Here is a 21,522-nt window from a genome sequence, read left to right as displayed (position 1 = left end):
CGAGACTCTGTTTCTGGATCAGATCGGATCGTCCAGCAGCGCGCCGGGACCGGGCTGTATGGTGCCGAGGCGCTGCTTGAGCCCCACCTCCTTGCGGCCGAACACGAGGTTGTACATGACTGCGTTGGCCATCACCTTCTTCACGTAGTCGCGCGTTTCGGTGAACGGAATGGTTTCGGCGTAGATGGCGCCTTCCAGCGGTTTGGCAGCACGCCACTTCTTGGCGCGCCCCGGCCCGGCGTTGTAGCCGGCACTGGCCAGCACAGGGTGGTCGTCCAGGCTGTCCAGCACCAGACGCATGTAGCTGGTGCCGAGCAGCAGATTGGTGTCGGTGTCGGCGATCTGCGACGGCTGGTAGCCGTTCAGACCGATCTTCTTCGCCACCCATTTGGCCGTCGCCGGCATCACCTGCATCAGGCCCTGGGCGCCGGCCGACGACTTCGCGTTCATGATGAAGCGGCTTTCCTGCCGCATCAGGCCGTACACCCAGCTCAGATCGAGCGCGCGCGCCTGCACGTGCGGTTCGACTTCACTGCGCATCGGCGCCAGATAGCGCAGCGCGTAGTCATGCTCGGCCACCGTGCGGTCGGCGCTGGCGATGGCGCGGTCCCACAACGACTTCTTCACCGCGAAATGGGCGACCGCCAGCAGCGTACGGTCGTCCGCCTCGCGGATGGCCCAGTTCCACTCGCGCAGCGCCTCGGTCCGCAGATCGAGCGCAAACAGCTTGAGCGCGCGCTGGATGGCCGGCATCAGTTCGGCGCGACGGATGTCCTCCGGCGACGGCTCGGCCGCCTGTGGCGGCAGCTGGTAGGGCTGGCCCAGTTCCTCACGCGCCAGAAGACCGTAGAAGTTCGGCTGGTCGGCAATGCGGCGGTAGTGTTCGCGCGCCTGATCGACGTGACCGGTGGCGCCGCGCGCGCGCCCACCCCAGTAGATCCATTCCGGCTTCGACGCCAGCGCTTCGGGCATGCGCTCGACGATGTCGCGCAGTACCTTCCACTTGCCGTCGCGCATCGCGGCGCGCGCGCACCAGGCGAACACCTCGTCGCCATCCATCGCGTCGTCGGCCGAGCGGCACCACTGCAGCGCGCGCGGGTCGTGCCGCATCGCGCCCTGCCAGCCGAGCTGACCGAAGGCGTAGGCGCGTTCCTGCGGACTCAGACGGGCGGCGATCACCTCCAGGCTGCGCTCGGCCGCACGCACGTCGTTGCGCGCCATGCGGGCGACCGCCATCAGCGCCAGCTCGCGGCCGCGGCGGGTGATCGAAAAGTTGGCCGGCTGGCGGACCAGCCAGCGCGCCGGATTGGCGACGATGTCGTCGAGCACCCGGCCCGGCCGTTCGGCCGCCGGCAGCAGATCCAGCACGCTGCTCGCCTGACCCGGCCGCTTCGCCTCCATCTGCCGGCGCGCACGCGCCCAGACCTCGTCCTCGCTCAGACGGCCGGCGTCGAACAGCGCGGCGAACACCGGGTTGCAGGCCGACGGGGCGTCGTCCAGCGTGTCCCACAGCGCGCGTGCCTCATCGACTGCCGCGGCGTCGCCCGCCACCATGCCGGCACGCGCGGCGTGACAGCGCAGGTCGTTCTCGGGTGACGGATTCTTCAGTGGCAGCTTCGCGTATTCGGTGCGGTAAGCCGCCCACTGCTCGGTCTTCGCCAGCTGGCGCAGCCAGTCGCTGCGCAGACGTTGCGCAACCACCGTGTCGGCATTGCGTTCGAGGAACACCGCAATGCTGTCCGGCGACGTGCGGTCGATGTCCATGCGCAGCCGGTAGTAATCGATGTAGGACGCCAGCGGGTGGGACTGCAGGCCGGCGGCGTGGCGTTCGAAGGCCTGGCGGTTGCCGGCGGCAAAGGCGTCGCGCGCGGCGAGGAAGGCCGCGTCGTCATTGGCGTGCGCGACGGCAGCGACAGTCATGCAGGCGCCGATGAACAGCGTGCGGACGGTGTGAAGCGGGAATCGTGTGGGCATCTGCTAGTGTTTCCGGGTTTGCACGAATGATACCGCCCGCGCATGAATGTTCCCGATGATCGCGCACGCCGCAAGGCGCTGCGACTCGAACTGGTCGGCCGCCGCCTGGCCATGGACCCGGCCACCCTGGCGCCGCTGCACGCCGCGCTGAACGAAAGGCTGGAGGCGCTGCTGACCCGTCTGGCGCCGCGCTCGATCGGCTTCACCTGGCCCTATCGCGGCGAATTCGACGCGCTGCCACTGATGCGCCGCTGGCTGGCGGCCGACCCGGCGCGCTGGGCCGCGCTGCCGGTGGTGGGCGAAAAGGGCCAGCCGATGAGCTTCCGCCGCTGGGCGCCGGAGACCGCAATGGCGACCGACCGCTACGGCATCCCCTATCCGGCCGAGGGCGAACCGGTGGTGCCCGAACTGCTGCTGATCCCGTGCAACGGTTTCGACGCGCGCGGCTACCGGCTGGGCTACGGCGCCGGCCATTACGACCGCACGCTGGCCGCGCTCGAACCGACGCCGCTGGCCGTCGGCGTGGCGATCGAGGATGGCCGCCTCGACGACCTGCAACCACAGCCGCACGACCTGCCGATGGACTGGATCGTCACCGAAGCCGACACCTTCCCGTCGCACCGCTGAGCGGCCCGGCAGCGCGCCGCCGGCCGTCTATGCTGGAAGCAGTCCCGACCTGATCGCGCGCCTGCTTGCAGCGAGGTGCGTGCCTGCAAGGCCCTGCACGGAGGAGGACGGCATGAAACGCATCTATTTCCTGGTACCCGGCATCGACACCGCACGCACCGTGGTCAACGACATGCTGGTGGCGCGCATTCCCGAGAAGCACATCCACATCCTGGCGCGGCGCGGTACGCCACTGGAGGAATTGCCGGAAGCGACCATGCTGCAGAAGTCCGACTTCTCGCCAGCGGTGCAGCGCGGACTGGCCATGGGCGGCAGCGTCGGCATACTCGGCGGACTGATCGGACTGGCGCTGTCGCCGGGCGCAGCGGTGATCGCCGGCGGCATCCTGCTGGCCTCCGGCCTGGGCGGCGCCGGTGCCGGCGCCTGGGTCGGCGGCATGGTCGGGCTGACCGCCGGCAATACGCACCTGAAGGCCTTCGAGGACGCGATCGAACAGGGCCAGATGCTGGTCATGCTCGACGTACCGCGCACGCGGGTCGAGGAAATCACCGAACGGGTACGCGCCCTGCATCCGCAGGTGCAGCCGCACGGCGCCGACCCGGACATTCCGGTGTTCCCGTAGGCGAAAAAAAACCGGGCCGCGCTGGCCCGGTTCTGTACGTCTTGCGGACGCTTACTTCTCCATCACCTTCTTCAGGTTCTCAAGACCGCTCTTGTAGACGCCGGTCACCGCGGTCAGCGCGGCTTCGTCGTCTTCACCCTTCGGGGGGTCGTTGTTCATGTACTTGCGGTAGAAGGCGCCGCGCCATTCGACCACCGAGGTGCCGCCGTCGCCGGCCTTCACCGTCAGATTGGAACTGTAGTTGGTCACCGGCAGCGCGCCGCCATCCTTGGCGCGATAGGAGAACTTCTTCGCCGCCGGATCGATGGACTCCAGCGTCTCCACCAGTTCGCCGCCGCCCTTGAGCTTCAGCGTACGCACCGAGCCGACGTTGCTGCCATTGGTGGCGGTGCTGCTCTCGACCGCCGGATGCCAGCCCTGCAGCTGGGTGAAATCGCTCACCTTGGCCCACACCGCATCCGGGCTGGCCTTGATGGTGATGGTTTCGAACGCCTTCTGGCGGGTCGGGCCGTGCGCGTGGGCGAACGATGCCGCCAGCGACGCGGCCAGCATCATGACGAATGCCGATACAAAACGCATGGGTTGAATCTCCTCGTTGTCAGAATGGTTGGGTTGAAAAGTCGGCGACGAAAAAAGGCGGTGAAGATAGCGGCAAGCACGGTCGCGATCAACGTGCCGCCGCAGGCTTGTGCATGAAGCGCCCGAATCCGCGCGGGTTGCGCCCGAGTTCGATGCTGCCCAGCGACTGTCCGGTCCGCGCGTCGTACACGCCGACCAGATCGTCCATCCAGCTCACGACCAGCAGTTTAGTGCCGGCCACCGCGACGCCCTCGGGATAAACGACCGAGGGCCAGGTCGCGATGACGCGCCGTTCGACGGTGTCGATGACCGATACGCTGTCGCCCTTCTGGTTGGTCACGTAAGCGCGCGCGCCGTCGTCCGAGAAAGCGATGCCGTACGGCGCCTTGCCGACCGGCAGTGTAGCGACCGTGCGTGACTGTGCGAGGTCGACCACCGACACGTCGTCGCTCCACACGTTCAGCGCGTACAGCGTGCGACCGTCCGCCGACAGTTCGAGCGCGAACGGATGGTTGCCAACGGCAATGACGCCGGTCTGCTTCATCGCATCGAGGTCGAGCACCCCGACCGCGTTGTCGTCGCGGTTGGCGACGTAGGCGGTGCGGCTGTCGGGCGACGCCACCAGCCCGGCCGGCGCATTGCCGACCGCGATCTCGCCGAGTGCGGCGTGGCTCGCCGCGTCGAACACCAGCACGCGGTGCGAGAACCAGTCGGCCACCAGCACGCGCCGGCCGTCCGGCGTGACGGTGATGCCGACCGGGCTGCGACCGGCCTTCATTTCGCCCACCACCGCGCGGCTTGCCAGATCGATCACGGTGATCGTCGCGCTGTCCGGTGCGCTGACGAAGGCCTTGCCGGCCGCCTCGCTGACCCATACACCGGCCGGCGACTTGCCGGCTGGCAGCCGGGCGACGATGGTCGAGGCGTCGACGTCGACCACCGTCACCTCGTGCGAGCCCTGGTTCGTGATGTAAGCCAGCGGCCCGGCCGAGGCACAGGTCGCGGCGGCGCACAGCGCCAGCAGGACGGCGAAGCGCCTCATCCGAGGAAGAGCTTGTACGCCGGGTTGGCGGTTTCCTCGCGCCAGGAATAGCCCAGCGTGTCGAGGAAGCGCTGCAGCGCCTCGGCATCGCCCGGCGGCACCTGCATGCCGACCAGCACGCGGCCGTAATCGGCGCCGTGGTTGCGGTAGTGGAACAGGCTGATGTTCCAGTCACGGCTCATCGATTCGAGGAATTTCATCAGCGCCCCCGGACGCTCCGGGAATTCGAAGCGATACACCTGTTCGTGACCGACGTCGGGACTGCGGCCGCCCACCATGTAGCGCACGTGCAGCTTGGCCATTTCGTCGTCGGTCAGATCCAGCGCCGGGTAGCCGTTGGCGGCGAGGTGATTCACCAGCTCGGCGGCCTCGGCGCGGCCCGATACCTGCACGCCGACGAAGGCGTGCGCCTCTTTCGCGTCCTTGTAGCGGTAATTCAGTTCGGTGATGTTGCGACGGCCGAACAGCGACACCAGTTCGCGATAGGCACCCGGGCGCTCCGGCAGCGTCACCGCCAGCACCGCCTCGCGCGATTCGCCGATTTCGGCACGCTCGGCGACGAAGCGCAGGCGGTCGAAATTCATGTTGGCGCCGCTGGCCACGGCGACCAGGGTCTTGCCTTTCACGTTGTTGCGCGCCGCCCAGGCCTTGGCCCCGGCCACCGCCAGCGCACCGGCCGGTTCCAGGATGGAGCGGGTGTCCTCGAACACGTCCTTGATCGCGGCGCAGATGGCGTCGGTATCGACCAGCACCATTTCGTCGACGTACTGCTGCGCCAGCCGGAAGGTTTCCTCGCCGACCAGCTTGACCGCGGCGCCATCGGCGAACAGCCCGACGCTGTCGAGCTGGATGCGCCTGCCCGCCTTCAGCGACTGCGCCATCGCGTCGGCGTCGGACGCCTCGACGCCGATGATGCGGGTGTTCGGGCGCAGCCGCTTGATGTAGGCCGCCACGCCGGCGATCAGCCCGCCGCCGCCGACGCAGCAGAACACGGCGTCGATCGGTTTCGGGTGCTGGCGCAGGATTTCGACGCCTATCGTGCCCTGGCCGGCGATCACGTCCGGATCGTCGAAGGGGTGCACGAAGGTGAGGCCCTGTTCGGCTTCCAGCTTGCGTGCGTGCGCATAGGCCTCGTCGTAGGACTCGCCGGCCAGCACCACCTCGCCGCCGCGCGCCGCCACCGCGTCCACCTTGATGCGCGGCGTCGTCGTTGGCATCACGATGACCGCACGGCACCCGACCTTGGCCGCCGACAGCGCCACACCCTGCGCGTGATTGCCGGCCGAAGCGCAGATGACGCCGCGTGCACGCGCCTCGTCCGACAGCTGGGCGATCTTGTTGTAGGCGCCGCGCAGCTTGAACGAGAACACCGGCTGCATGTCTTCGCGCTTGAACAGCACGGTGTTGCCGATGCGCCGCGACAGGTTCGGTGCGGCATCGAGCGGCGTTTCGACCGCGACGTCGTACACTTGCGCGTTGAGGATTCTTTCGAGGTAGTCGGTTTGCATGATGAGGACACAGCGCAGCCCGCACCGGCGCCGGAATGGCCGATGCGCAAGCACGCAAGCCTAGCAGCGCGCGCAGGCCGGGGGCAAATCGCGCCCGGCGCACCGGTGCGCTGAGCATGGATTTCATGCCCGGCGCCGAAGCCAGCCTGGCCGGACTGGCGCTGGCCAGCTTCCTGTCGGCCACCGTGCTGCCTGGCGGCTCGGAGGCGGCGCTGCTGGCCGTGCTCGCCACCCACCCGGAACAGCGCGACGCCGCGCTGCTGCTGGCCACCGCCGGCAACACCGCCGGCGGCATGGTGAGCTACGCGATGGGGCGCTTCATCCCGCGCAAGGAACTGCCGGGCCGGCTGGCGCTGCTGCAGACACACGGCACGACGGCGCTGCTGCTGTCCTGGGTGCCGCTGATCGGCGACGCACTGTGCATCGCCGCAGGCTGGCTGCGCCTGCCGCCGCTGCGCAGCGCAGTCATGATGGCGATCGGCAAAGGCGCGCGCTATCTCGCCATCGCCGGGCTGATGGCATGAAGAACAGTCGCCACGCCACCCATCTCGCCCGCCACCTCGCGCTGCTGTGGACGCTGCTGATCGCCTACGCCAGCCTGCATCCGCTGGGCGACTTCCGCGAAGGGGGCGGCGACCTGCTCGGCTTCCTGAGCGCGCCTTGGCCGCGCTACTGGACGCGTTTCGACGTGATCGCCAATGCGCTCGGCTACCTGCCGCTGGGCTTCCTGCTGGTGCCGGCCGCGTCGCCCTGGCTGCGCCGTCTGCCGGCCTTCCTGCTCGCCTGCCTGCTGGCGACCGGCCTGTCGATCGGGCTGGAGGTGCTGCAGCACTATCTGCCAACCCGCGTGCCGTCCAATCTCGACGTGGCTTCGAATGCCTTGGGCGCCGCCTGCGGCGCGCTGCTCGGTGCGCGCTGGGGCGGCATGCTGGGCGATGGCGGCGCGCTGGCGCGCTGGCGCGCGCGCCGCATCGTGCGCGGCCACACCGGCGAATTCGCCCTGGTGCTGCTGGTGCTGTGGTGGCTGGCGCAGATCGATCCGGACACGCCCTTGTTCGGTCTGGGCGATCTGCGCTGGGTGTTCGGCCTCGAAGCACCGGTCGATTTCACCGAACGGCGCTACCGCGCAGTGGAAATCGGCGCCTGCATCTGCGCCATGGTGAGTGTCGGCGTGATCGGCTGGCACAGCATGCGCGCGCGCAGCTTCTGGCTGCTCGGCTCGACTTTCGTCGTCGCGCTGGCAATCAAGGCCGGCTCCGGCGCGGTGCTGGTGCCGGCCGGCGGTGCCTGGCTGTGGGCCACGCCGGGCGCGCTGGCCGGGCTGGCCGGCGGCGCTGTCGCGCTGCGCGTCGCGCTGTGGCTGCCGGTCACGCTGCGCTTCGGCGTCGCGGCGCTGGCTCTGCTCGCTGGCGTGGCGCTGGTGAATCTGGCGCCCGACAACCCTTACCCGTCGGCGGTGTCCGATGCCTGGCGGGCCGGGCACTTTTTCAATTTCAGCGGTCTGACCCGACTGGCGTCCGCGCTGTGGCCGTATTTCGCGCTGCCTTACCTGATGGCGCTGCAACTGCGCGAAAGCCGCGGCCGCCATGCCGCCCACGATCACCGATAATCACGTCTTTGTCCGCATCCGAACCTCGCATGAGCCACTTCAAGCACCACGTATTCTTCTGCTGCAACCAGCGCGCCGAGGGCGAACAGTGCTGTGCCGCGCTGGGCGCCGCCGCGCTGCGCGACTACGCGAAACAGCGCGTCAAGGCGCTGGGTCTGTCCGGCGAGGGCAAGACCCGGGTAAACATGGCCGGCTGCCTGGACCGCTGCGGCGAAGGCCCGGTCATGGTGATCTACCCGGAGGCGGTCTGGTACACCTATGTGGATCGCGAGGACATCGACGAAATCATCGACGAGCATCTGGTGCACGGCCGCGTCGTCGAACGGCTGAAGGTCTGATGAATACGCGCATCCAGTCGGAACGCACGGTGATCGCCGGCCCGGTCGGCGGCATCGAGGTGCTGGCCGAGCGCCCCGATCACGCCCCGCGTGCGCTGGCGCTGATCGGCCACCCGCACCCGCTGTTCGGCGGCACGATGGAAAACAAGGTGGTGGTGACCGTGGCGCGGGCGCTGCGCGAACTGGGCTGCGTCACGCTGCGTTCGCAGTTCCGCGGCGTCGGCGCCACCGAAGGCACGCACGACGAAGGCCGCGGTGAGACCGATGATCAGCTGGCGGTGATCGAGCACGGTCTGAATGCATACGGCGACCTGCCGGTCATCGTCGCCGGCTTCTCCTTCGGCGCCTTCGTCGCCACGCGCGTCGCCGACCGGCTGGCCGAGAACGGCCGCCCGGTGGCCGGCATGGTGCTGGTCGGCCTGGCCGCCGGCAGCGTCGAGGGCATCCGTCACTACGAGCCAGGCCCGGTGCGCGACGACGCGCTGGTGATCCACGGCGAGCGCGACCAGGTCGTGCCGCTGGCCAATGTACTGGCCTGGGCGGCGCCGCAGAGCCTGCCGGTTTCGGTGCTCGGCGACAGCGGCCACTTCTTCCACGGCAAGCTGCACGTGCTGCGCGTGTTGATCGAGCGCTGGTGGCGGGCCACCGCGCCGGCCGGACAATGACCGACGTGCTGCTGGTGCTCACCACGCTGCCGGACGCAGCGACCGCGCAAGACATCGCGCGATCGCTGGTCGAGGCCGGACACGCCGCCTGTGTCAGCATCGGTGCGCCGGTCCGGTCCATCTACACGTGGCAGGGCACGATCGAGGACGCGGCCGAAGTGCCGCTGGCGATCAAGACCACCGTTGCCGCCTACGGCGCGCTCGAATCCGCGCTGCGTGCGCTGCATCCCTACGACCTGCCCGAAATCGTTGCACTGCCGGTGGACCGCGGTCTGCCGGCCTATCTGCAATGGGTGGGCGAAATGACGAATACGTACACGGAAACCCGATGATCCGCATCCTGTATGCCGCGCTGGTCTGGCTGGCGCTGCTGGCCGCCGCACCGCTGCGCGCCGAACCCGAACTGCTGCCGCTGGAACAGGCTTTCCGGCTGTCGGCACAGGTGGTGGACCGCAATACGGTCGAGGTGCACTTCGACATCGCCGATGGCTACTACCTGTACCGCGACAAGCTGGGCTTCGCCGCGGAGCAGGCGGCACTCGGCACGCCGGACATCCCGCCGGGCAAGATGAAGAAGGACGAAATCTTCGGCGATGTCGAAGTCCATCGCGGTCAGTTGCCGATACGCCTGCCGCTGAGCGCGAGCGGCGAGGTGGTGACGCTGAAGGTGGCGTCGCAGGGCTGCGCCGACGCCGGCGTGTGCTACCCGCCGAGCGAACAGACGGTGCTGCTCGACCCGGCACAGCCTGGCGTACGCGTGTGGCCGGCCGGCCTCGACGGCGACAGCGCAGGCGGCGGACTGCTCGACCGGCTGCGCGGCCGCGCCGCTGCAGCCACCTCGTCGCCGGCAACCGACACTCCGGCGGCGACCGACCCGACGGCAACCGGCGCTTCGCAGCCGGATGACGGCTCCTTCGCCGCCGGCCTGCTGCGCGGCGGCAATCTGTGGCTGGTCGCCATCACCTTCTTCGGCTTCGGTCTGGCGCTGAGCTTCACGCCCTGCGTGCTGCCCATGGTGCCCATCCTGTCCGGCATCATCGTCGGCCACGGCGCCGACATTTCGCGCGGCCGCGCGCTCGCGCTGTCGCTCGCCTACGTGCTGGGCATGGCGGTGACCTACGCCATCGCCGGTGTGGCGGCGGGGCTGTCCGGCACGCTGCTGTCGGCGGCGCTGCAGAACGCCTGGGTGCTGGGCGGTTTCGCGCTGGTGTTCGTCGTGCTCGCACTGTCGATGTTCGGCTTCTACGAACTGCAGCTGCCGACCGCACTGCAGTCGCGCCTGTCCGACACGGCCAACCACCGGCGCGGCTCCTACGGCGGCATCGTCGCGATGGGCGCGCTGTCGGCGCTCATCGTCGGCCCCTGCGTCGCCGCGCCGCTGGCCGGTGCGCTGCTCTACATTGCGCAGACCGGCGACGCCGCGCTCGGCGGGCTGGCGCTGTTCGCGCTGGCGCTGGGCATGGGCGCCCCGCTGATCGCGGTCGGCGTGGCCTCGCGCTCGCTGCTGCCGCACACCGGTCCGTGGATGGAAGGCGTCAAGCGCTTCTTCGGCGTGCTGCTGCTGGCCACCGCGATCTGGATCGCGCAGCCGGTGCTGCCGGCCCTGTTGGCGATGCTGGCCTGGGCGGCGCTGCTGATCGCCAGCAGCATCTACCTGCACGCGCTCGACCCGCTGCCGGCGCATGCGAAAGGCTGGCACAAGCTGTGGAAGGGCGTTGGCGTGATCGCGCTGCTGGCTGGCGCCAGCATCCTGATCGGCGCCGCGGCCGGCTCGCGCGACCCGCTGCAGCCGCTGTCGGTGCTGCGCGGCGGTGCGGCGGCGGCCGAGGCGAAACCGGTGTTCGAACCGGTGCGCAGCGTGGCTGAGCTGGAAGCCCGGCTGGCCGCGGCGACGCGCCCGGTCATGCTCGATTTCTACGCCGACTGGTGCGTGAGCTGCAAGGAAATGGAGCGCTTCACCTTCGCCGACCCCAAGGTGGCCGCCCGACTTGCCGGCTTCACGCTGCTAAAGGCGGACGTCACGGCGAACGACGCCGAACATCAGGCGCTGCTGAAACGTTTCGGCCTGTTCGGACCGCCGGGCATCCTGTTCTTCGGCCCCGACGGGCGCGAGATCGACAGCGCTCGTACGGTCGGTTTCGTACCGGCCGACGCCTTCGCCGCCGGTCTCGATCGCGTAATCGCTGCCAGCAGCGCGCGCTGATCGCGTAAAATCGCGCATCTTTCCGTTGCGCACCCTTCCCCATGTTTTCCGGCATCGTGGCCGCCGTCGGCCGCATCACCCGCATTGATCCGCTCGAACAGGGCCTCCGTCTGACCGTGGACACCGCCGGACTCGGCCTGGACGACGTCGCGCTCGGCGACTCGATCGCCCACAACGGCGTCTGCCTGACGGTGATCGGCATCGACGGCCGCAACGCGCAGTTCGACGTATCGAAGGAAACGCTGAACTGCACCGCCGGCCTCGACGCACCCGGCGAGGTGAACCTGGAAAAGGCGCTGCGCCTGTCCGACCGGCTGGGTGGCCATCTGGTCAGCGGCCACGTCGACGGCGTCGGCACGGTGCGCAGCTTCGAACGCGTCGGCGAATCGCACGAGCTGGTCATCGTCGCGCCCAAGCCGCTGGCCCGCTACATCGCGCGCAAGGGCTCGATCACGGTGCAGGGCGTCAGCCTCACCGTGAATCGCGTGACCGACGTCGAGGATGGCTGCGAATTTTCGATCAACCTGATTCCGCACACGGTACAGGTCACCACGCTCGGCAGCCTGAAGGCAGGCAGCCGGGTCAATCTTGAAATCGACCTCATCGCCCGCTACGCGGAGCGCATGATGGCTGCAGAGGACTGATACAGATGAGCGCACTGGCGCCGGTCAAGGACATCATCGCCGACATCAAGGCCGGCCGCATGGTCATCCTTGTTGACGAGGAAGACCGCGAAAACGAGGGCGACGTGGTGCTGGCCGCCGAATTCGTGACGCCCGAAGCGATCAATTTCATGGTGAAGCACTGCCGCGGTCTGGTCTGCCTGACGCTGACCGACGAGCGCTGCCGCCAGCTCGGGCTGGAGCAGATGGTGCGCCACAACCGCACGCCACACGGCACCGCCTTCACCGCGTCGATCGAGGCCGCAACGGGCGTGACCACCGGCATTTCGGCGCACGACCGCGCGCGCACCATCCAGGTGGCGGTGGCACGCAACGCGAAGCCGGACGACATCGTGATGCCCGGCCACATCTTCCCGCTGACCGCGCAGAAGGGCGGCGTGCTGATCCGCGCCGGTCACACCGAAGCCGGTTGCGACCTCGCCCAGCTGGCCGGCCTGGAGCCGGCGGCGGTGATCTGCGAAATCCTGAAGGACGACGGCACGATGGCGCGGCTGCCGGACCTGATCGAGTTCGCCAAGGAACACGGGCTGAAGATCGGCGCCATCCGTGACCTGATCGCCTACCGCGCCGCCACCGAAGCGCTGGTGCGCGAGGTGTCGAAGCGTGAGGTGCGCAACGCCTACGGCCAGTTCACGCTGCATGGCTTCGAGGACACCACCACCGGCGAAATCCATCTGGCGATGGTGAAGGGCGAAATCGACCCGGACACCGAAACGCTGGTGCGCGTGCATGAGCCGATTTCGGTGCTCGACTTCCTCGACGCCGACAATCCGCGCCACAGTTTCAGCATCGACCGCGCGATGCAGATCATCAACGACGCCGGCAGCGGCGTCATCGTCATGCTGCGCCGGAACGAAACCGACGCCGGCATGCGCGCGCTGCTGATCGACCCGGCCGACGCACCTGCCGCGCGCTGGGACGCCCGTACCTTCGGTGTCGGCGCGCAGATCCTGCGCTCGCTGAACGTGCGCAAGATGCGGCTGCTCGCCAGCCCGCGCAAGATTCCCAGCATGGCCGGCTTCGACCTCGAACTGACCGGCTACCTGCAGCACTGAACACCTCGGACGAGATATCCATGCCCCGCTTCAACGACATCCCCGAAATCGAGGAGAACCTCGACGGCAAAGGCCTGCGCGTCGCCATCGCGATGGCCCGCTTCAATCCGGACATCGGCAACGGCCTGCTGTCGGCCTGCTGCGCCGAACTGCGCAAGCTGGGCGTGGCGCCCGCCGACACGCTGATCGTGACCGTGCCCGGCGCGCTCGAACTGCCGCTGACGCTGCAGCGTCTGGCGCTGTCCGGCAAGTACGACGCACTGGTCGCGCTTGGCGCGGTGATCCGCGGCGAGACCTACCACTTCGAGATCGTGTCGAATGAAATGGCGCGCGGCGTGGCCGACATCCAGCTGAAGACCGGCGTGCCGATTGCCAATGGCGTGCTGACCACCGAGGACGACGACCAGGCGATCGCCCGCATGCACGAGAAGGGCGCCGACTGCGGTCGCGCCGCGGTCGAAATGGCGCGCCTGCTCGCCAGACTGACGGATTGACCATGGACGCCAAGCCCGAAGCTCCGCGCAAATCCAGCCGCCGCCTCGCCCGTGAATACGCGGTGCAGGGCATCTATCAGTCGCTGCTTTCGGGCAACGAGGCGCCGGACATCATCGCCCACCTGAGCGAGGACGCCGGCTTTTCCAAGGTGGACCACAAGCTGTTCCGCACGCTGCTGAAAGGCGCGCTGGACAACGCCGAGGCGCTGCGCGCGCAGTTCGGCGCCCACCTCGACCGCAAGGTGGAGGAACTGTCGCCGGTCGAGCACGCCATCCTGCTGGTGGCCACCTTCGAACTGGCCAACATGATCGAGACGCCCTACCGCGTCGTGATCAACGAGGCGATCGAGCTGACCAAGGAATTCGGCGGCGCCGACGGCCACAAGTTCGTCAACGGCGTGCTCGACAAGCTGGCGCCGCAGCTGCGCGCGGTCGAGGTCGAGGCGGCACGCAACCGTCCGCGCGGCTGAGCGCCGTCCGCACGCTGCATATATATATGCGCACGGCGTGCATGGCACTGGCTGCATGAGTACCGACGCCGGATGACGCCCGAGTTCGACCTGATCCGCCGCCACTTCGTGCGGCCGATGCGCGCGGCCGCGCTCGGCCCGGGCGACGACTGCGCTGTCGTCGCACCGTCGCCCGGCCACGAACTGGCAATCACCAGCGACATGCTGGTCGCCGGCACCCACTTCCTGCCGGACACCGACCCGCGACGCCTGGGCTGGAAAGCACTGGCGGTGAACCTGTCGGACGTCGCCGCGATGGGCGCCGTGCCGCGCTGGGTCACGCTGGCGCTGTCGCTGCCGCAGATCGATCACGACTGGCTGGCCGCCTTCGCCGCCGGCTTCTTCGACTGCGCCGATACCTTCGGCGTCGATCTGATCGGCGGTGACACGACGCGCGGCCCGCTCAACCTGTGCGTGACCGCCTTCGGCGAGGTCGCGGCTGGCCGCGCGATACGCCGCAGCGGCGCACGCGTCGGCGACGGCATCTGGGTGTCCGGCCAGCCCGGTCGCGCCGCGCTCGGCCTGGCCGACCTGCTGGGCAAGGTCCGGCTGCACGGCAGTGCACACGACGACTGCGTCGCGGCGCTGGAACAGCCGCAGCCGCGCGTCGCCCTCGGTGCTGCGTTGCAGGGCCTGGCGACGGCGATGATCGACGTGTCCGACGGCTTGCTGGCCGATCTTGGCCACATCGCCCATGCCAGCGGTCTGGGCGCCGTGGTCGATGACGCAGCGCTGCCCTGGGCGCCACTGCACGCCGCCTGCACCGACGGTAAGGCGGTGCGCGACGCGCTGCTGGCCGGCGGCGACGATTACGAACTGCTGTTCTGCGCACCACCCGAAGCCGACGACGCCCTCGCCGCGCTGTCGATGCGACTGGCGCTGCCCCTCACCCGCATCGGCGCGATGCAGTCCGGCGACGGCGTGCGCCTGGTCGACGCCGCCGGCGCAGAACTGCCGGTCGGCCGACGCGGTTACGACCACTTTGCCTGAACCATGAAAACCAGAGCGCCCTATCCCGGCCCCGGCTTCCTCGTCCACCCGGCCCACATGCTGGCCTGCGGCTTCGGCAGCGGCCTGATCCCCTTCGCCTCCGGCACCTGGGGCACGCTGGCCGCCTGGCCGCTCTATCTGCTGATCAAGCCCTCGTTTTCCGATGGGGCCTTCGCGCTGTTCCTGCTGATCGCCTTCGCGCTCGGCAGCGCCTGCTGCCAGCGCACCGGTCGCGCGCTCGGCGTAGCCGACCACGGCGCCATCGTGTGGGACGAAATCGTCGCCTTCTGGCTGGTGCTGTGGGTGACGCCGGTCGATTTCTGGTGGCAGCTGGCCGCCTTCTTCGCCTTCCGCTTCTTCGACATCTTCAAGCCGCCACCGGCGGGCTGGGTGGACGTGAACATGAAGAACGGCTTCGGCGTCATGCTCGACGACGCCATCGCCGCGCTGTTCGCGGCGGCGTCGATCGCGGCGCTGCACCTGCTGGTCGTGCGTTTCTTCTGATGGACGCCGATCTGCAGACGCTGTCCGTCGAAGTGGGCGCCGCATTGAAAGCGGCCGGCGCCGTGCTGGCCACCGCCGAATCCTGCACCGGCGGTTGGGTTTCGGAGATCGTCACCGCAACTGCTGGCAGTTCGGCCTGGTTCGACTGCGGTTTCGTCACCTACTCGAACGCGGCCAAACAGCGCATGCTGGGCGTGCCCGAAGCCACGCTGAAGGCGCACGGCGCGGTCAGCGAAGCCGTGGCGCTGGCGATGGCGCGCGGCGCGCTGGCGCATTCGGACGCCACGGTCGCGCTGTCGATCACCGGCATCGCCGGGCCGGGCGGCGCGGTGCCAGGCAAACCGGTGGGCACCGTCTGCTTCGGCTGGGCCCTGGCCGATGGCCGCAGCCGCAGCGAAACCCTGCATTTCGACGGCGACCGCCAAGCGGTCCGCCGGCAATCCGCATGTCATACACTGGCTGTGCTCCTGGCTTTGCTGGGAGGCACGCCAAAAGACCCTGTGGCAAGAACTGTGCCATAATCGACCGCATACCCAGGAAAGGATCCAGCATGGACGACAGCAAGGCCAAGGCGCTCGCCGCAGCGCTCGCGCAGATCGAGAAGCAGTTCGGCAAGGGCTCGATCATGCGCATGAGCGACGGCCAGCTCGAAAACGACATCCAGGCGGTGTCGACCGGTTCGCTCGGGCTGGACATCGCCCTCGGCATCGGCGGCCTGCCGCGCGGCCGCGTGGTCGAGATCTACGGTCCGGAATCGTCCGGCAAGACCACGCTGACGCTGCAGGTGATCGCCGAAATGCAGAAGCTCGGCGGCACCGCGGCCTTCATCGACGCCGAGCACGCACTTGACGTGCAGTACGCCGGCAAGCTGGGCGTGCGCATCGACGACCTGCTCATTTCGCAGCCGGACACCGGCGAACAGGCGCTGGAAATCGCCGACATGCTGGTGCGCTCGGGCGGTGTGGACATCATCGTCATCGACTCGGTCGCCGCACTGACGCCGAAGGCCGAAATCGAAGGCGAGATGGGCGACTCGCTGCCCGGCCTGCAGGCCCGCCTGATGAGCCAGGCGCTGCGCAAGCTGACCGCCAACATCAAGCGCACCAACACGCTGGTCATCTTCATCAACCAGATCCGGATGAAGATCGGCGTCATGTTCGGCAACCCGGAAACGACGACGGGCGGCAACGCACTGAAGTTCTACGCCTCGGTCCGCCTGGACATCCGCCGCACCGGCGCGATCAAGAAGGGCGAAGAAGTAGTCGGCTCGGAAACCCGGGTCAAGGTGGTCAAGAACAAGGTGGCGCCGCCGTTCAAGCAGGCCGAATTCGACATCCTCTACGGCGAGGGCATTTCGCGCGAAGGCGAAATCATCGAACTGGGCGTGCTGCACAAGTTCGTCGAGAAGTCCGGCGCTTGGTATTCGTACAGCGGTGACCGCATCGGCCAGGGCAAGGACAATGTGCGCGAATTCCTGCGCGCCAATCCGGCGATGGCGCGCGAGATCGAGAACAAGGTGCGCGTCGCCTGCGGCATGCCCGAACTGGCGGTGATCGCGCCGGACAGCAAGGCGGACGCCGCGTGAACGCCGCGCTGCGCGAGAAGGCTTTGCGCCTGCTCGCGCGGCGCGACCACAGCCGCGCGGAACTGGCGCGCAAGCTGCGGGAAGACGGCGACGAGGACGAGATTGCCGCACTGCTTGTCCGTTTCGAGGAATGCGGGCTGCTGTCCGATAGCCGCTTCGCCGGACAGTTCGTATCGTCCCGCGCGGCGCGCTTCGGCACTCGCCGGCTGCAGTACGACCTGAAGCAGCGCGGCGTGGCCGATGCCGATGTGGCCGATGCGTTGGCCACCGTCGGCGACGACGAAGCCGCCCGCGCCCGCGCGGTGTGGGCACGCAAGTTCGACGCCCGGCCGTCGGATGCCAAAAGCTGGGCGAAACAGGCAAGATTTCTGCAATCCCGCGGCTTTTCCGCCGATAGCATTCACAAGGTATTGCGCGAACAACCCGAACAAGATGAGTGAAAACCGGACCACCAGCCGGCTCAAGGTCGAGCGGCTGCGCAAAAAGTACAAGTCGCGCCCGGTGGTGAAGGACGTGTCCTTCGAGGTCGGCAGCGGCGAGGTGATCGGACTGCTGGGCCCGAACGGCGCGGGCAAGACCACCTGTTTCTACATGATCGTCGGCCTGGTCAGCGCCGACGGCGGCGAAATCCATCTCGACGGCGAGCGGCTCACCCACCTGCCTATCCATCAGCGCGCACGCGAGGGGCTGTCCTATCTGCCGCAGGAGAATTCGGTGTTCCGCAAGCTGGACGTCGAGGAGAACATCCTCGCCATCCTCGAGCTGAACGAGAAGGACGCGGCCAGGCGCGCAGCCCGGCTGGACGAGCTGCTGGAGGAACTGGGCATCGGTCACCTGCGCAAGAGTCCGGCCGCGGCGCTGTCCGGCGGCGAGCGACGCCGCGTCGAGATCGCCCGCGCACTGGCCACCTCGCCACGCTTCATCCTGCTCGACGAACCGTTCGCCGGCGTGGACCCGATCGCCGTCATCGACATCCAGAAAACCATCCGTTTCCTGAAGGAGCGGGGCATCGGCGTACTGATCACCGACCACAACGTGCGCGAGACGCTGGGCATCTGCGATCGCGCCTACATCATCAACGCCGGTGAGGTACTGGCGAGCGGCCGGCCTGAAGAAATCGTGTATAACGAGAGCGTCAGGAAGGTCTATCTCGGCGAACACTTCCGCCTCTAGACCGCCGAAATTTGCACACCATGAAGCAGTCGCTGCAACTCAAACTTTCCCAGCATCTTGCGCTCACGCCGCAACTGCAGCAGTCCATCCGGCTGCTGCAGCTGTCGACCATCGAGTTCAACCAGGAGATCGAACGCTTCCTGGACGAGAACCCGATGCTCGAGCGCGACGACAGCGAGCCGGTCGCGAACTACCAGCCGCCGCAGGACAGCATGGGCGAGACGCGCGACAGCACGCCGCAGGAGAGCGCAGACGCCCAGCAGGAAGAGCAGCGCGCCCAGGAAAGCGCCAGCAGCGCCGACATGGACGACTGGTCCGGTGAAAGCGGCAGCTACGGCTCGCGCAGCGGCGGCGACGACGAGGACGGCGACTACCAGGACGTACAGGCCGCCGGCACCTCGCTGCGCGACCACCTGTGTGGTCAGCTTGCGCTGTCGCAGATGAGCGAGCGCGACCGCTACCTGATCCGCCTGCTGATCGAGGCGCTGGACGACGACGGCTACCTGAACCAGGAACTGACCGAACTGGTCGAGCTGCTGCCGGAAGAGGCCGACATCGACCTCGACGACCTGTCGATCGCGCTGCGCCAGCTGCAGAACTTCGATCCGGTCGGCGTCGGCGCCCGCGATCCGCGCGAATGCCTGCTGCTGCAGCTCAATGCGCTGCCTACCGACGAGGTGTCAACGCTCGCGCGCATCATCATCGACCAGCACATCGACCTGCTGGCCGCACGCGATTTCGCCAAGATCCGCCGCGCCGTCGGCTGCGACGAAGAGCTGCTGCGTGCCGCCCAGACCCTGATCCGCTCGCTGAACCCGCGCCCGGGTGCCCAGTTCGCGCCGATCGACGCCCGCTACATCGTGCCCGACGTGGTGGTGCGCAAGGTGCGTGGCCAATGGACGGCCCTGCTCAACCCGGACGCGATGCCGCGCCTGCGCATCAACCGGCTGTACGCGGAAATCCTGCAGGGCCAGCGCGGCAGCGGCCTGTCCGGTCAGCTGCAGGAAGCCAAGTGGCTGATCAAGAACGTGCAGCAGCGCTTCGACACCATCCTGCGCGTGTCGCAGGCCATCGTCGAGCGGCAGCGCCAGTTCTTCGAGTTCGGCGAGGTGGCGATGCGGCCGCTGACGCTGCGCGAGATCGCCGAAACGCTCGAGTTGCACGAATCCACCATTTCGCGCGTCACCTCGCAGAAGTACATGGCGACGACGCGCGGACTGTTCGAACTGAAGTATTTCTTCGGAAGCCATGTGGCGACCGAAAGTGGCGGGGCCTGTTCGGCCACCGCGATCCGCGCGCTCATCCGCCAGTTGGTGGGCGCCGAGGATGCCAAGCGTCCGCTGTCGGACTCGCGCATCGCGGAAATACTGGGCCAGCAGGGCATCGTCGTTGCGCGGCGCACCATCGCCAAGTACCGCGAGTCCCTGAACATCCCGCCGGTCAGCGTGCGCAAGGCGATCTGAGACCGATCACATCGACCGACCCGATCGCCACGCATTTTTCGTCCCGTAACGAAAGGAGGCAGCATGAACCTCACCATCACCGGCCATCACCTCGAAGTCACCCCGGCCATCCGCGAATACGTCGAAACGAAGCTCGACCGCGTGATTCGCCATTTCGACCACGTGACCAGCGTTTCCGTCATCCTGTCGGTGGAGAAGCTGCGACAGAAGGCGGAAGTCACGCTGCACGTCCGCGGCAAGGACATCTTCGTGGAAGCCGAAAGCGAGGACATGTACGCGACGCTCGACAACCTGATCGACAAGCTCGATCGCCAGGTGCTGAAGCACAAGGAGAAGTCCGGCGAACACACCCGTGAGGCACTGAAGCACCAGGCGGCAGAATGAAACGATTGCCCGCTGCCAGGGGCGTATAATCCGCGGCCTTGTTGCAGTGCAATCAACTTTTCCGGCGCGGCGACCGTTAACCTCGGTACCGCGCCCGCCGCGTGTTCGGAGTAGCCCCTGACATGACGCTCATCGCAAAGCTGTTGCCCGTTTCGAACATCTGCCTCGGCCTCGACGCCAGCAGCAAGAAGCGTGTGTTCGAACAAGCCGGCCTGCTTTTCGAAAACAACCAGGGCATCGCCCGCAGCCAGGTCTTCGACAGCCTGTTCGCGCGCGAAAAGCTCGGTTCGACCGGCCTCGGCCAGGGTGTGGCCATTCCGCATGGCCGCATCAAGGGCCTGAAGGAAGCCATCGGCGGCTTCGTGCGACTGGAAAACCCGGTCGCTTTCGACGCGCCGGACGGCCGCCCGGTCAATCTTCTGTTCGTGCTGCTGGTCCCGGAGCAGGCGACCGAACTGCATCTGCAGATCCTGTCGGAGCTGGCACAGATGTTTGCCGACAAGGCCTTCCGCGAACAGCTGATGCAGGCCGCCGACGTACCCGCCATCCATACCCTGTTCACAGCCTGGCAGCCCGCGCATGCGGAAACTCAGCGTCGCGCGGCTGTTTGAGGACAATCGCGACCGGCTGCGCCTGCAATGGCAGTGCGGCAGCGGTGAAACGCTGATCGTCGCCGACCAGATCGGCCTGTCGCCAGCCGACCTCGTCGGTCACCTGAACACCATCCACACCCGACGCATACAGGTCGTCGGCGTGCCGGAAATCCTGTGGGCGGAGAGCGTCTCGACGCGCAAGGTCGAGGACATCGTCGATACTCTGCTCGACGCCCGCCCGCCTGCCTTCATCGTCGCGGATGGCGCCGATCCGCCGCCCACCATCCGCAGCGGCTGCGCCAGCCGCGGCATTCCGCTGATGACCACGCAGCGCAGCGCCGCCTCGGTCATCGATCAGCTGCGCGCCTATCTTGCGCGTGAACTGGCGGACCAGACCACGCTGCACGGCGTGTCGATGGACGTGCTGGGCATGGGTGTGCTGATTACCGGCGATTCCGGCGTCGGCAAGAGCGAACTGGCGCTGGAACTGATTTCGCGCGGTCACGGCCTGGTGGCCGACGATTGCGTCGACATTTCGCGCATCGCGCCCAATGTGCTCGAAGGACGCTGCCCGGAACTGCTGAAGGACTTCCTCGAAGTGCGCGGGCTGGGCGTCCTGAATATCCGCACCGTATTCGGCGAAACCGCCTGTCGACGCAAGATGAAGCTGCAACTGGTCGTACATCTGCAGAAGCAGGTGACCGGCCTGCCCGAAGCCACGCGCATGCCGCTGGACAACGAGGTGATGGACATCCTCGGCGTGAAGATACGCAAGGTGGTCATTCCGGTCGCCGCTGGCCGCAACCTGGCGGTGCTGGTCGAGGCCGCCGTGCGCACCACGATACTGAGTTTCCGCGGCATCGATTCGACGCTCGAATTCGTCGAACGCCAGCGCCGCGCCCTGGGCGGGGAGGACGGCTGA

26 protein-coding genes are annotated in these 21,522 nt (G+C 67.9%); 22 read left to right on the top strand and 4 right to left on the bottom strand.

Annotated features, from left to right (window positions below; translation table 11 throughout):
* Window positions 1–18 precede the first annotated feature (18 nt).
* The gene (locus WDZ97_RS17795) at window positions 19–1,974 is read right to left on the bottom strand and encodes a transglycosylase SLT domain-containing protein (protein WP_425763636.1); all 1,956 of its coding nucleotides are present in this window, start codon (window positions 1,972–1,974) and stop codon (window positions 19–21) included.
* A gap of 42 nt (window positions 1,975–2,016) precedes the next feature.
* Here WDZ97_RS17795 and WDZ97_RS17790 point away from each other — a divergent pair, with 42 nt between their 5' ends.
* Together WDZ97_RS17790 and WDZ97_RS17785 are read left to right on the top strand one after the other, a co-directional pair.
* Complete coding sequence (locus WDZ97_RS17790; RefSeq protein ID WP_425763635.1) at window positions 2,017–2,601, top strand: 5-formyltetrahydrofolate cyclo-ligase; 585 nt, start codon at window positions 2,017–2,019, stop codon at window positions 2,599–2,601.
* 112 nt (window positions 2,602–2,713) lie between these two features.
* A complete protein-coding gene (locus WDZ97_RS17785) occupies window positions 2,714–3,223 on the top strand; it encodes a DUF1269 domain-containing protein (protein ID WP_304000626.1) in 510 nt (169 codons plus the stop codon).
* Window positions 3,224–3,274: 51 nt separating this feature from the next.
* On the opposite strand, the gene WDZ97_RS17780 is transcribed toward WDZ97_RS17785, so the two are convergent.
* The 3 genes from WDZ97_RS17780 to ilvA all read right to left on the bottom strand — a co-directional run bounded on the left by WDZ97_RS17780 (window position 3,275) and on the right by ilvA (window position 6,352).
* Window positions 3,275–3,802 carry an SRPBCC family protein gene (locus WDZ97_RS17780; RefSeq protein ID WP_304000624.1) on the bottom strand — a complete coding sequence of 176 codons (528 nt, stop codon included), beginning with the start codon at window positions 3,800–3,802 and terminating at the stop codon, window positions 3,275–3,277.
* Window positions 3,803–3,890: 88 nt separating this feature from the next.
* The gene (locus tag WDZ97_RS17775; RefSeq protein ID WP_425763634.1) at window positions 3,891–4,844 is read right to left on the bottom strand and encodes a cytochrome D1 domain-containing protein; all 954 of its coding nucleotides are present in this window, start codon (window positions 4,842–4,844) and stop codon (window positions 3,891–3,893) included.
* A complete protein-coding gene (ilvA, locus tag WDZ97_RS17770; protein ID WP_425763633.1) occupies window positions 4,841–6,352 on the bottom strand; it encodes a threonine ammonia-lyase, biosynthetic in 1,512 nt (503 codons plus the stop codon). The genes WDZ97_RS17775 and ilvA overlap by 4 nt, the downstream gene beginning before the upstream one ends.
* Window positions 6,353–6,468: 116 nt before the next feature.
* On the opposite strand from ilvA, the gene WDZ97_RS17765 reads away from it, so the two are divergent.
* The 20 genes from WDZ97_RS17765 to hprK all read left to right on the top strand — a co-directional run bounded on the left by WDZ97_RS17765 (window position 6,469) and on the right by hprK (window position 21,522).
* Window positions 6,469–6,876: a YqaA family protein gene (locus tag WDZ97_RS17765; RefSeq protein WP_425763632.1), complete on the top strand. Its 408-nt coding sequence runs from the start codon at window positions 6,469–6,471 to the stop codon at window positions 6,874–6,876.
* A complete protein-coding gene (locus WDZ97_RS17760) occupies window positions 6,873–7,961 on the top strand; it encodes a VanZ family protein (protein ID WP_020163190.1) in 1,089 nt (362 codons plus the stop codon). Before WDZ97_RS17765 ends, WDZ97_RS17760 begins: the two co-directional genes overlap by 4 nt.
* A 29-nt stretch (window positions 7,962–7,990) precedes the next feature.
* The gene (locus WDZ97_RS17755; protein ID WP_019915560.1) at window positions 7,991–8,299 is read left to right on the top strand and encodes a (2Fe-2S) ferredoxin domain-containing protein; all 309 of its coding nucleotides are present in this window, start codon (window positions 7,991–7,993) and stop codon (window positions 8,297–8,299) included.
* Entirely contained in the window at window positions 8,299–8,964 is a 666-nt protein-coding gene (locus WDZ97_RS17750) for an alpha/beta hydrolase (RefSeq protein WP_425763631.1), read from the top strand. The genes WDZ97_RS17755 and WDZ97_RS17750 overlap by 1 nt, the downstream gene beginning before the upstream one ends.
* Window positions 8,961–9,296, top strand: coding sequence for a divalent-cation tolerance protein CutA (cutA, locus tag WDZ97_RS17745; RefSeq protein ID WP_425763630.1), 336 nt, complete (start codon window positions 8,961–8,963; stop codon window positions 9,294–9,296). Before WDZ97_RS17750 ends, cutA begins: the two co-directional genes overlap by 4 nt.
* Window positions 9,293–11,167 (top strand): protein-disulfide reductase DsbD, encoded by a 1,875-nt coding sequence (gene dsbD / locus WDZ97_RS17740; RefSeq protein ID WP_425763629.1) that lies wholly within the window; start codon window positions 9,293–9,295, stop codon window positions 11,165–11,167. Before cutA ends, dsbD begins: the two co-directional genes overlap by 4 nt.
* A gap of 41 nt (window positions 11,168–11,208) precedes the next feature.
* Window positions 11,209–11,811 (top strand): riboflavin synthase, encoded by a 603-nt coding sequence (locus WDZ97_RS17735; protein WP_425763628.1) that lies wholly within the window; start codon window positions 11,209–11,211, stop codon window positions 11,809–11,811.
* Window positions 11,812–11,816: 5 nt separating this feature from the next.
* Window positions 11,817–12,905, top strand: a complete 1,089-nt coding sequence (ribBA, locus tag WDZ97_RS17730) for a bifunctional 3,4-dihydroxy-2-butanone-4-phosphate synthase/GTP cyclohydrolase II (protein WP_425763627.1) — start codon at window positions 11,817–11,819, stop codon at window positions 12,903–12,905.
* A gap of 20 nt (window positions 12,906–12,925) precedes the next feature.
* Window positions 12,926–13,399, top strand: coding sequence for a 6,7-dimethyl-8-ribityllumazine synthase (ribH, locus tag WDZ97_RS17725; RefSeq protein WP_020163184.1), 474 nt, complete (start codon window positions 12,926–12,928; stop codon window positions 13,397–13,399).
* Between the two features lie 2 nt (window positions 13,400–13,401).
* On the top strand, window positions 13,402–13,869 hold the full coding sequence (nusB, locus tag WDZ97_RS17720) for a transcription antitermination factor NusB (protein ID WP_304000609.1): 468 nt from the start codon (window positions 13,402–13,404) through the stop codon (window positions 13,867–13,869).
* 72 nt (window positions 13,870–13,941) lie between these two features.
* Complete coding sequence (gene thiL / locus WDZ97_RS17715) at window positions 13,942–14,898, top strand: thiamine-phosphate kinase (RefSeq protein ID WP_425763626.1); 957 nt, start codon at window positions 13,942–13,944, stop codon at window positions 14,896–14,898.
* Window positions 14,899–14,955: 57 nt separating this feature from the next.
* Window positions 14,956–15,402 (top strand): phosphatidylglycerophosphatase A family protein, encoded by a 447-nt coding sequence (locus WDZ97_RS17710; protein ID WP_425763668.1) that lies wholly within the window; start codon window positions 14,956–14,958, stop codon window positions 15,400–15,402.
* Window positions 15,402–15,923 (top strand): CinA family protein, encoded by a 522-nt coding sequence (locus WDZ97_RS17705; protein ID WP_425763625.1) that lies wholly within the window; start codon window positions 15,402–15,404, stop codon window positions 15,921–15,923. Before WDZ97_RS17710 ends, WDZ97_RS17705 begins: the two co-directional genes overlap by 1 nt.
* Before the next feature lie 29 nt (window positions 15,924–15,952).
* Complete coding sequence (gene recA, locus WDZ97_RS17700; protein WP_019915573.1) at window positions 15,953–16,987, top strand: recombinase RecA; 1,035 nt, start codon at window positions 15,953–15,955, stop codon at window positions 16,985–16,987.
* Window positions 16,984–17,427, top strand: a complete 444-nt coding sequence (gene recX / locus WDZ97_RS17695) for a recombination regulator RecX (protein ID WP_304000605.1) — start codon at window positions 16,984–16,986, stop codon at window positions 17,425–17,427. Before recA ends, recX begins: the two co-directional genes overlap by 4 nt.
* Complete coding sequence (lptB, locus tag WDZ97_RS17690; RefSeq protein ID WP_304000604.1) at window positions 17,420–18,160, top strand: LPS export ABC transporter ATP-binding protein; 741 nt, start codon at window positions 17,420–17,422, stop codon at window positions 18,158–18,160. The genes recX and lptB overlap by 8 nt, the downstream gene beginning before the upstream one ends.
* A 20-nt stretch (window positions 18,161–18,180) precedes the next feature.
* The gene (locus tag WDZ97_RS17685) at window positions 18,181–19,623 is read left to right on the top strand and encodes an RNA polymerase factor sigma-54 (protein WP_304000603.1); all 1,443 of its coding nucleotides are present in this window, start codon (window positions 18,181–18,183) and stop codon (window positions 19,621–19,623) included.
* Window positions 19,624–19,686: 63 nt separating this feature from the next.
* The gene (gene hpf, locus WDZ97_RS17680) at window positions 19,687–20,007 is read left to right on the top strand and encodes a ribosome hibernation-promoting factor, HPF/YfiA family (protein ID WP_019915577.1); all 321 of its coding nucleotides are present in this window, start codon (window positions 19,687–19,689) and stop codon (window positions 20,005–20,007) included.
* A gap of 122 nt (window positions 20,008–20,129) precedes the next feature.
* A complete protein-coding gene (gene ptsN / locus WDZ97_RS17675; protein ID WP_020163176.1) occupies window positions 20,130–20,618 on the top strand; it encodes a PTS IIA-like nitrogen regulatory protein PtsN in 489 nt (162 codons plus the stop codon).
* On the top strand, window positions 20,587–21,522 hold the full coding sequence (gene hprK, locus WDZ97_RS17670) for an HPr(Ser) kinase/phosphatase (RefSeq protein ID WP_019915579.1): 936 nt from the start codon (window positions 20,587–20,589) through the stop codon (window positions 21,520–21,522). The genes ptsN and hprK overlap by 32 nt, the downstream gene beginning before the upstream one ends.

This window comes from Methyloversatilis sp. MC4-4 (assembly GCF_049843555.1).
Classification (GTDB): domain Bacteria; phylum Pseudomonadota; class Gammaproteobacteria; order Burkholderiales; family Rhodocyclaceae; genus Methyloversatilis; species Methyloversatilis discipulorum_B.
The sequence above is the reverse complement of the archived record's forward strand: the minus strand, read 5'-3'. Positions and strand labels throughout refer to the sequence as shown.

Excerpts from the sequence above, each read along its gene's own strand:
- cutA (WP_425763630.1), top strand. The coding sequence starts at position 8,961 with ATGACCGACGTGCTGCTGGTGCTCACCACGCTGCCGGACGCAGCGACC.
- WDZ97_RS17735 (WP_425763628.1), top strand. The coding sequence starts at position 11,209 with ATGTTTTCCGGCATCGTGGCCGCCGTCGGCCGCATCACCCGCATTGAT.
- ribBA (WP_425763627.1), top strand. The coding sequence starts at position 11,817 with ATGAGCGCACTGGCGCCGGTCAAGGACATCATCGCCGACATCAAGGCC.
- ilvA (WP_425763633.1), bottom strand. The coding sequence starts at position 6,352 with ATGCAAACCGACTACCTCGAAAGAATCCTCAACGCGCAAGTGTACGAC.
- recA (WP_019915573.1), top strand. The coding sequence starts at position 15,953 with ATGGACGACAGCAAGGCCAAGGCGCTCGCCGCAGCGCTCGCGCAGATC.
- WDZ97_RS17780 (WP_304000624.1), bottom strand. The coding sequence starts at position 3,802 with ATGCGTTTTGTATCGGCATTCGTCATGATGCTGGCCGCGTCGCTGGCG.
- WDZ97_RS17790 (WP_425763635.1), top strand. The coding sequence starts at position 2,017 with ATGAATGTTCCCGATGATCGCGCACGCCGCAAGGCGCTGCGACTCGAA.
- thiL (WP_425763626.1), top strand. The coding sequence starts at position 13,942 with ATGACGCCCGAGTTCGACCTGATCCGCCGCCACTTCGTGCGGCCGATG.
- WDZ97_RS17755 (WP_019915560.1), top strand. The coding sequence starts at position 7,991 with ATGAGCCACTTCAAGCACCACGTATTCTTCTGCTGCAACCAGCGCGCC.
- WDZ97_RS17785 (WP_304000626.1), top strand. The coding sequence starts at position 2,714 with ATGAAACGCATCTATTTCCTGGTACCCGGCATCGACACCGCACGCACC.
- WDZ97_RS17750 (WP_425763631.1), top strand. The coding sequence starts at position 8,299 with ATGAATACGCGCATCCAGTCGGAACGCACGGTGATCGCCGGCCCGGTC.
- dsbD (WP_425763629.1), top strand. The coding sequence starts at position 9,293 with ATGATCCGCATCCTGTATGCCGCGCTGGTCTGGCTGGCGCTGCTGGCC.
- WDZ97_RS17685 (WP_304000603.1), top strand. The coding sequence starts at position 18,181 with ATGAAGCAGTCGCTGCAACTCAAACTTTCCCAGCATCTTGCGCTCACG.
- WDZ97_RS17710 (WP_425763668.1), top strand. The coding sequence starts at position 14,956 with ATGCTGGCCTGCGGCTTCGGCAGCGGCCTGATCCCCTTCGCCTCCGGC.
- nusB (WP_304000609.1), top strand. The coding sequence starts at position 13,402 with ATGGACGCCAAGCCCGAAGCTCCGCGCAAATCCAGCCGCCGCCTCGCC.
- hprK (WP_019915579.1), top strand. The coding sequence starts at position 20,587 with ATGCGGAAACTCAGCGTCGCGCGGCTGTTTGAGGACAATCGCGACCGG.
- WDZ97_RS17765 (WP_425763632.1), top strand. The coding sequence starts at position 6,469 with ATGGATTTCATGCCCGGCGCCGAAGCCAGCCTGGCCGGACTGGCGCTG.
- ptsN (WP_020163176.1), top strand. The coding sequence starts at position 20,130 with ATGACGCTCATCGCAAAGCTGTTGCCCGTTTCGAACATCTGCCTCGGC.
- WDZ97_RS17705 (WP_425763625.1), top strand. The coding sequence starts at position 15,402 with ATGGACGCCGATCTGCAGACGCTGTCCGTCGAAGTGGGCGCCGCATTG.
- WDZ97_RS17795 (WP_425763636.1), bottom strand. The coding sequence starts at position 1,974 with ATGCCCACACGATTCCCGCTTCACACCGTCCGCACGCTGTTCATCGGC.
- lptB (WP_304000604.1), top strand. The coding sequence starts at position 17,420 with ATGAGTGAAAACCGGACCACCAGCCGGCTCAAGGTCGAGCGGCTGCGC.
- ribH (WP_020163184.1), top strand. The coding sequence starts at position 12,926 with ATGCCCCGCTTCAACGACATCCCCGAAATCGAGGAGAACCTCGACGGC.
- WDZ97_RS17760 (WP_020163190.1), top strand. The coding sequence starts at position 6,873 with ATGAAGAACAGTCGCCACGCCACCCATCTCGCCCGCCACCTCGCGCTG.
- WDZ97_RS17775 (WP_425763634.1), bottom strand. The coding sequence starts at position 4,844 with ATGAGGCGCTTCGCCGTCCTGCTGGCGCTGTGCGCCGCCGCGACCTGT.
- hpf (WP_019915577.1), top strand. The coding sequence starts at position 19,687 with ATGAACCTCACCATCACCGGCCATCACCTCGAAGTCACCCCGGCCATC.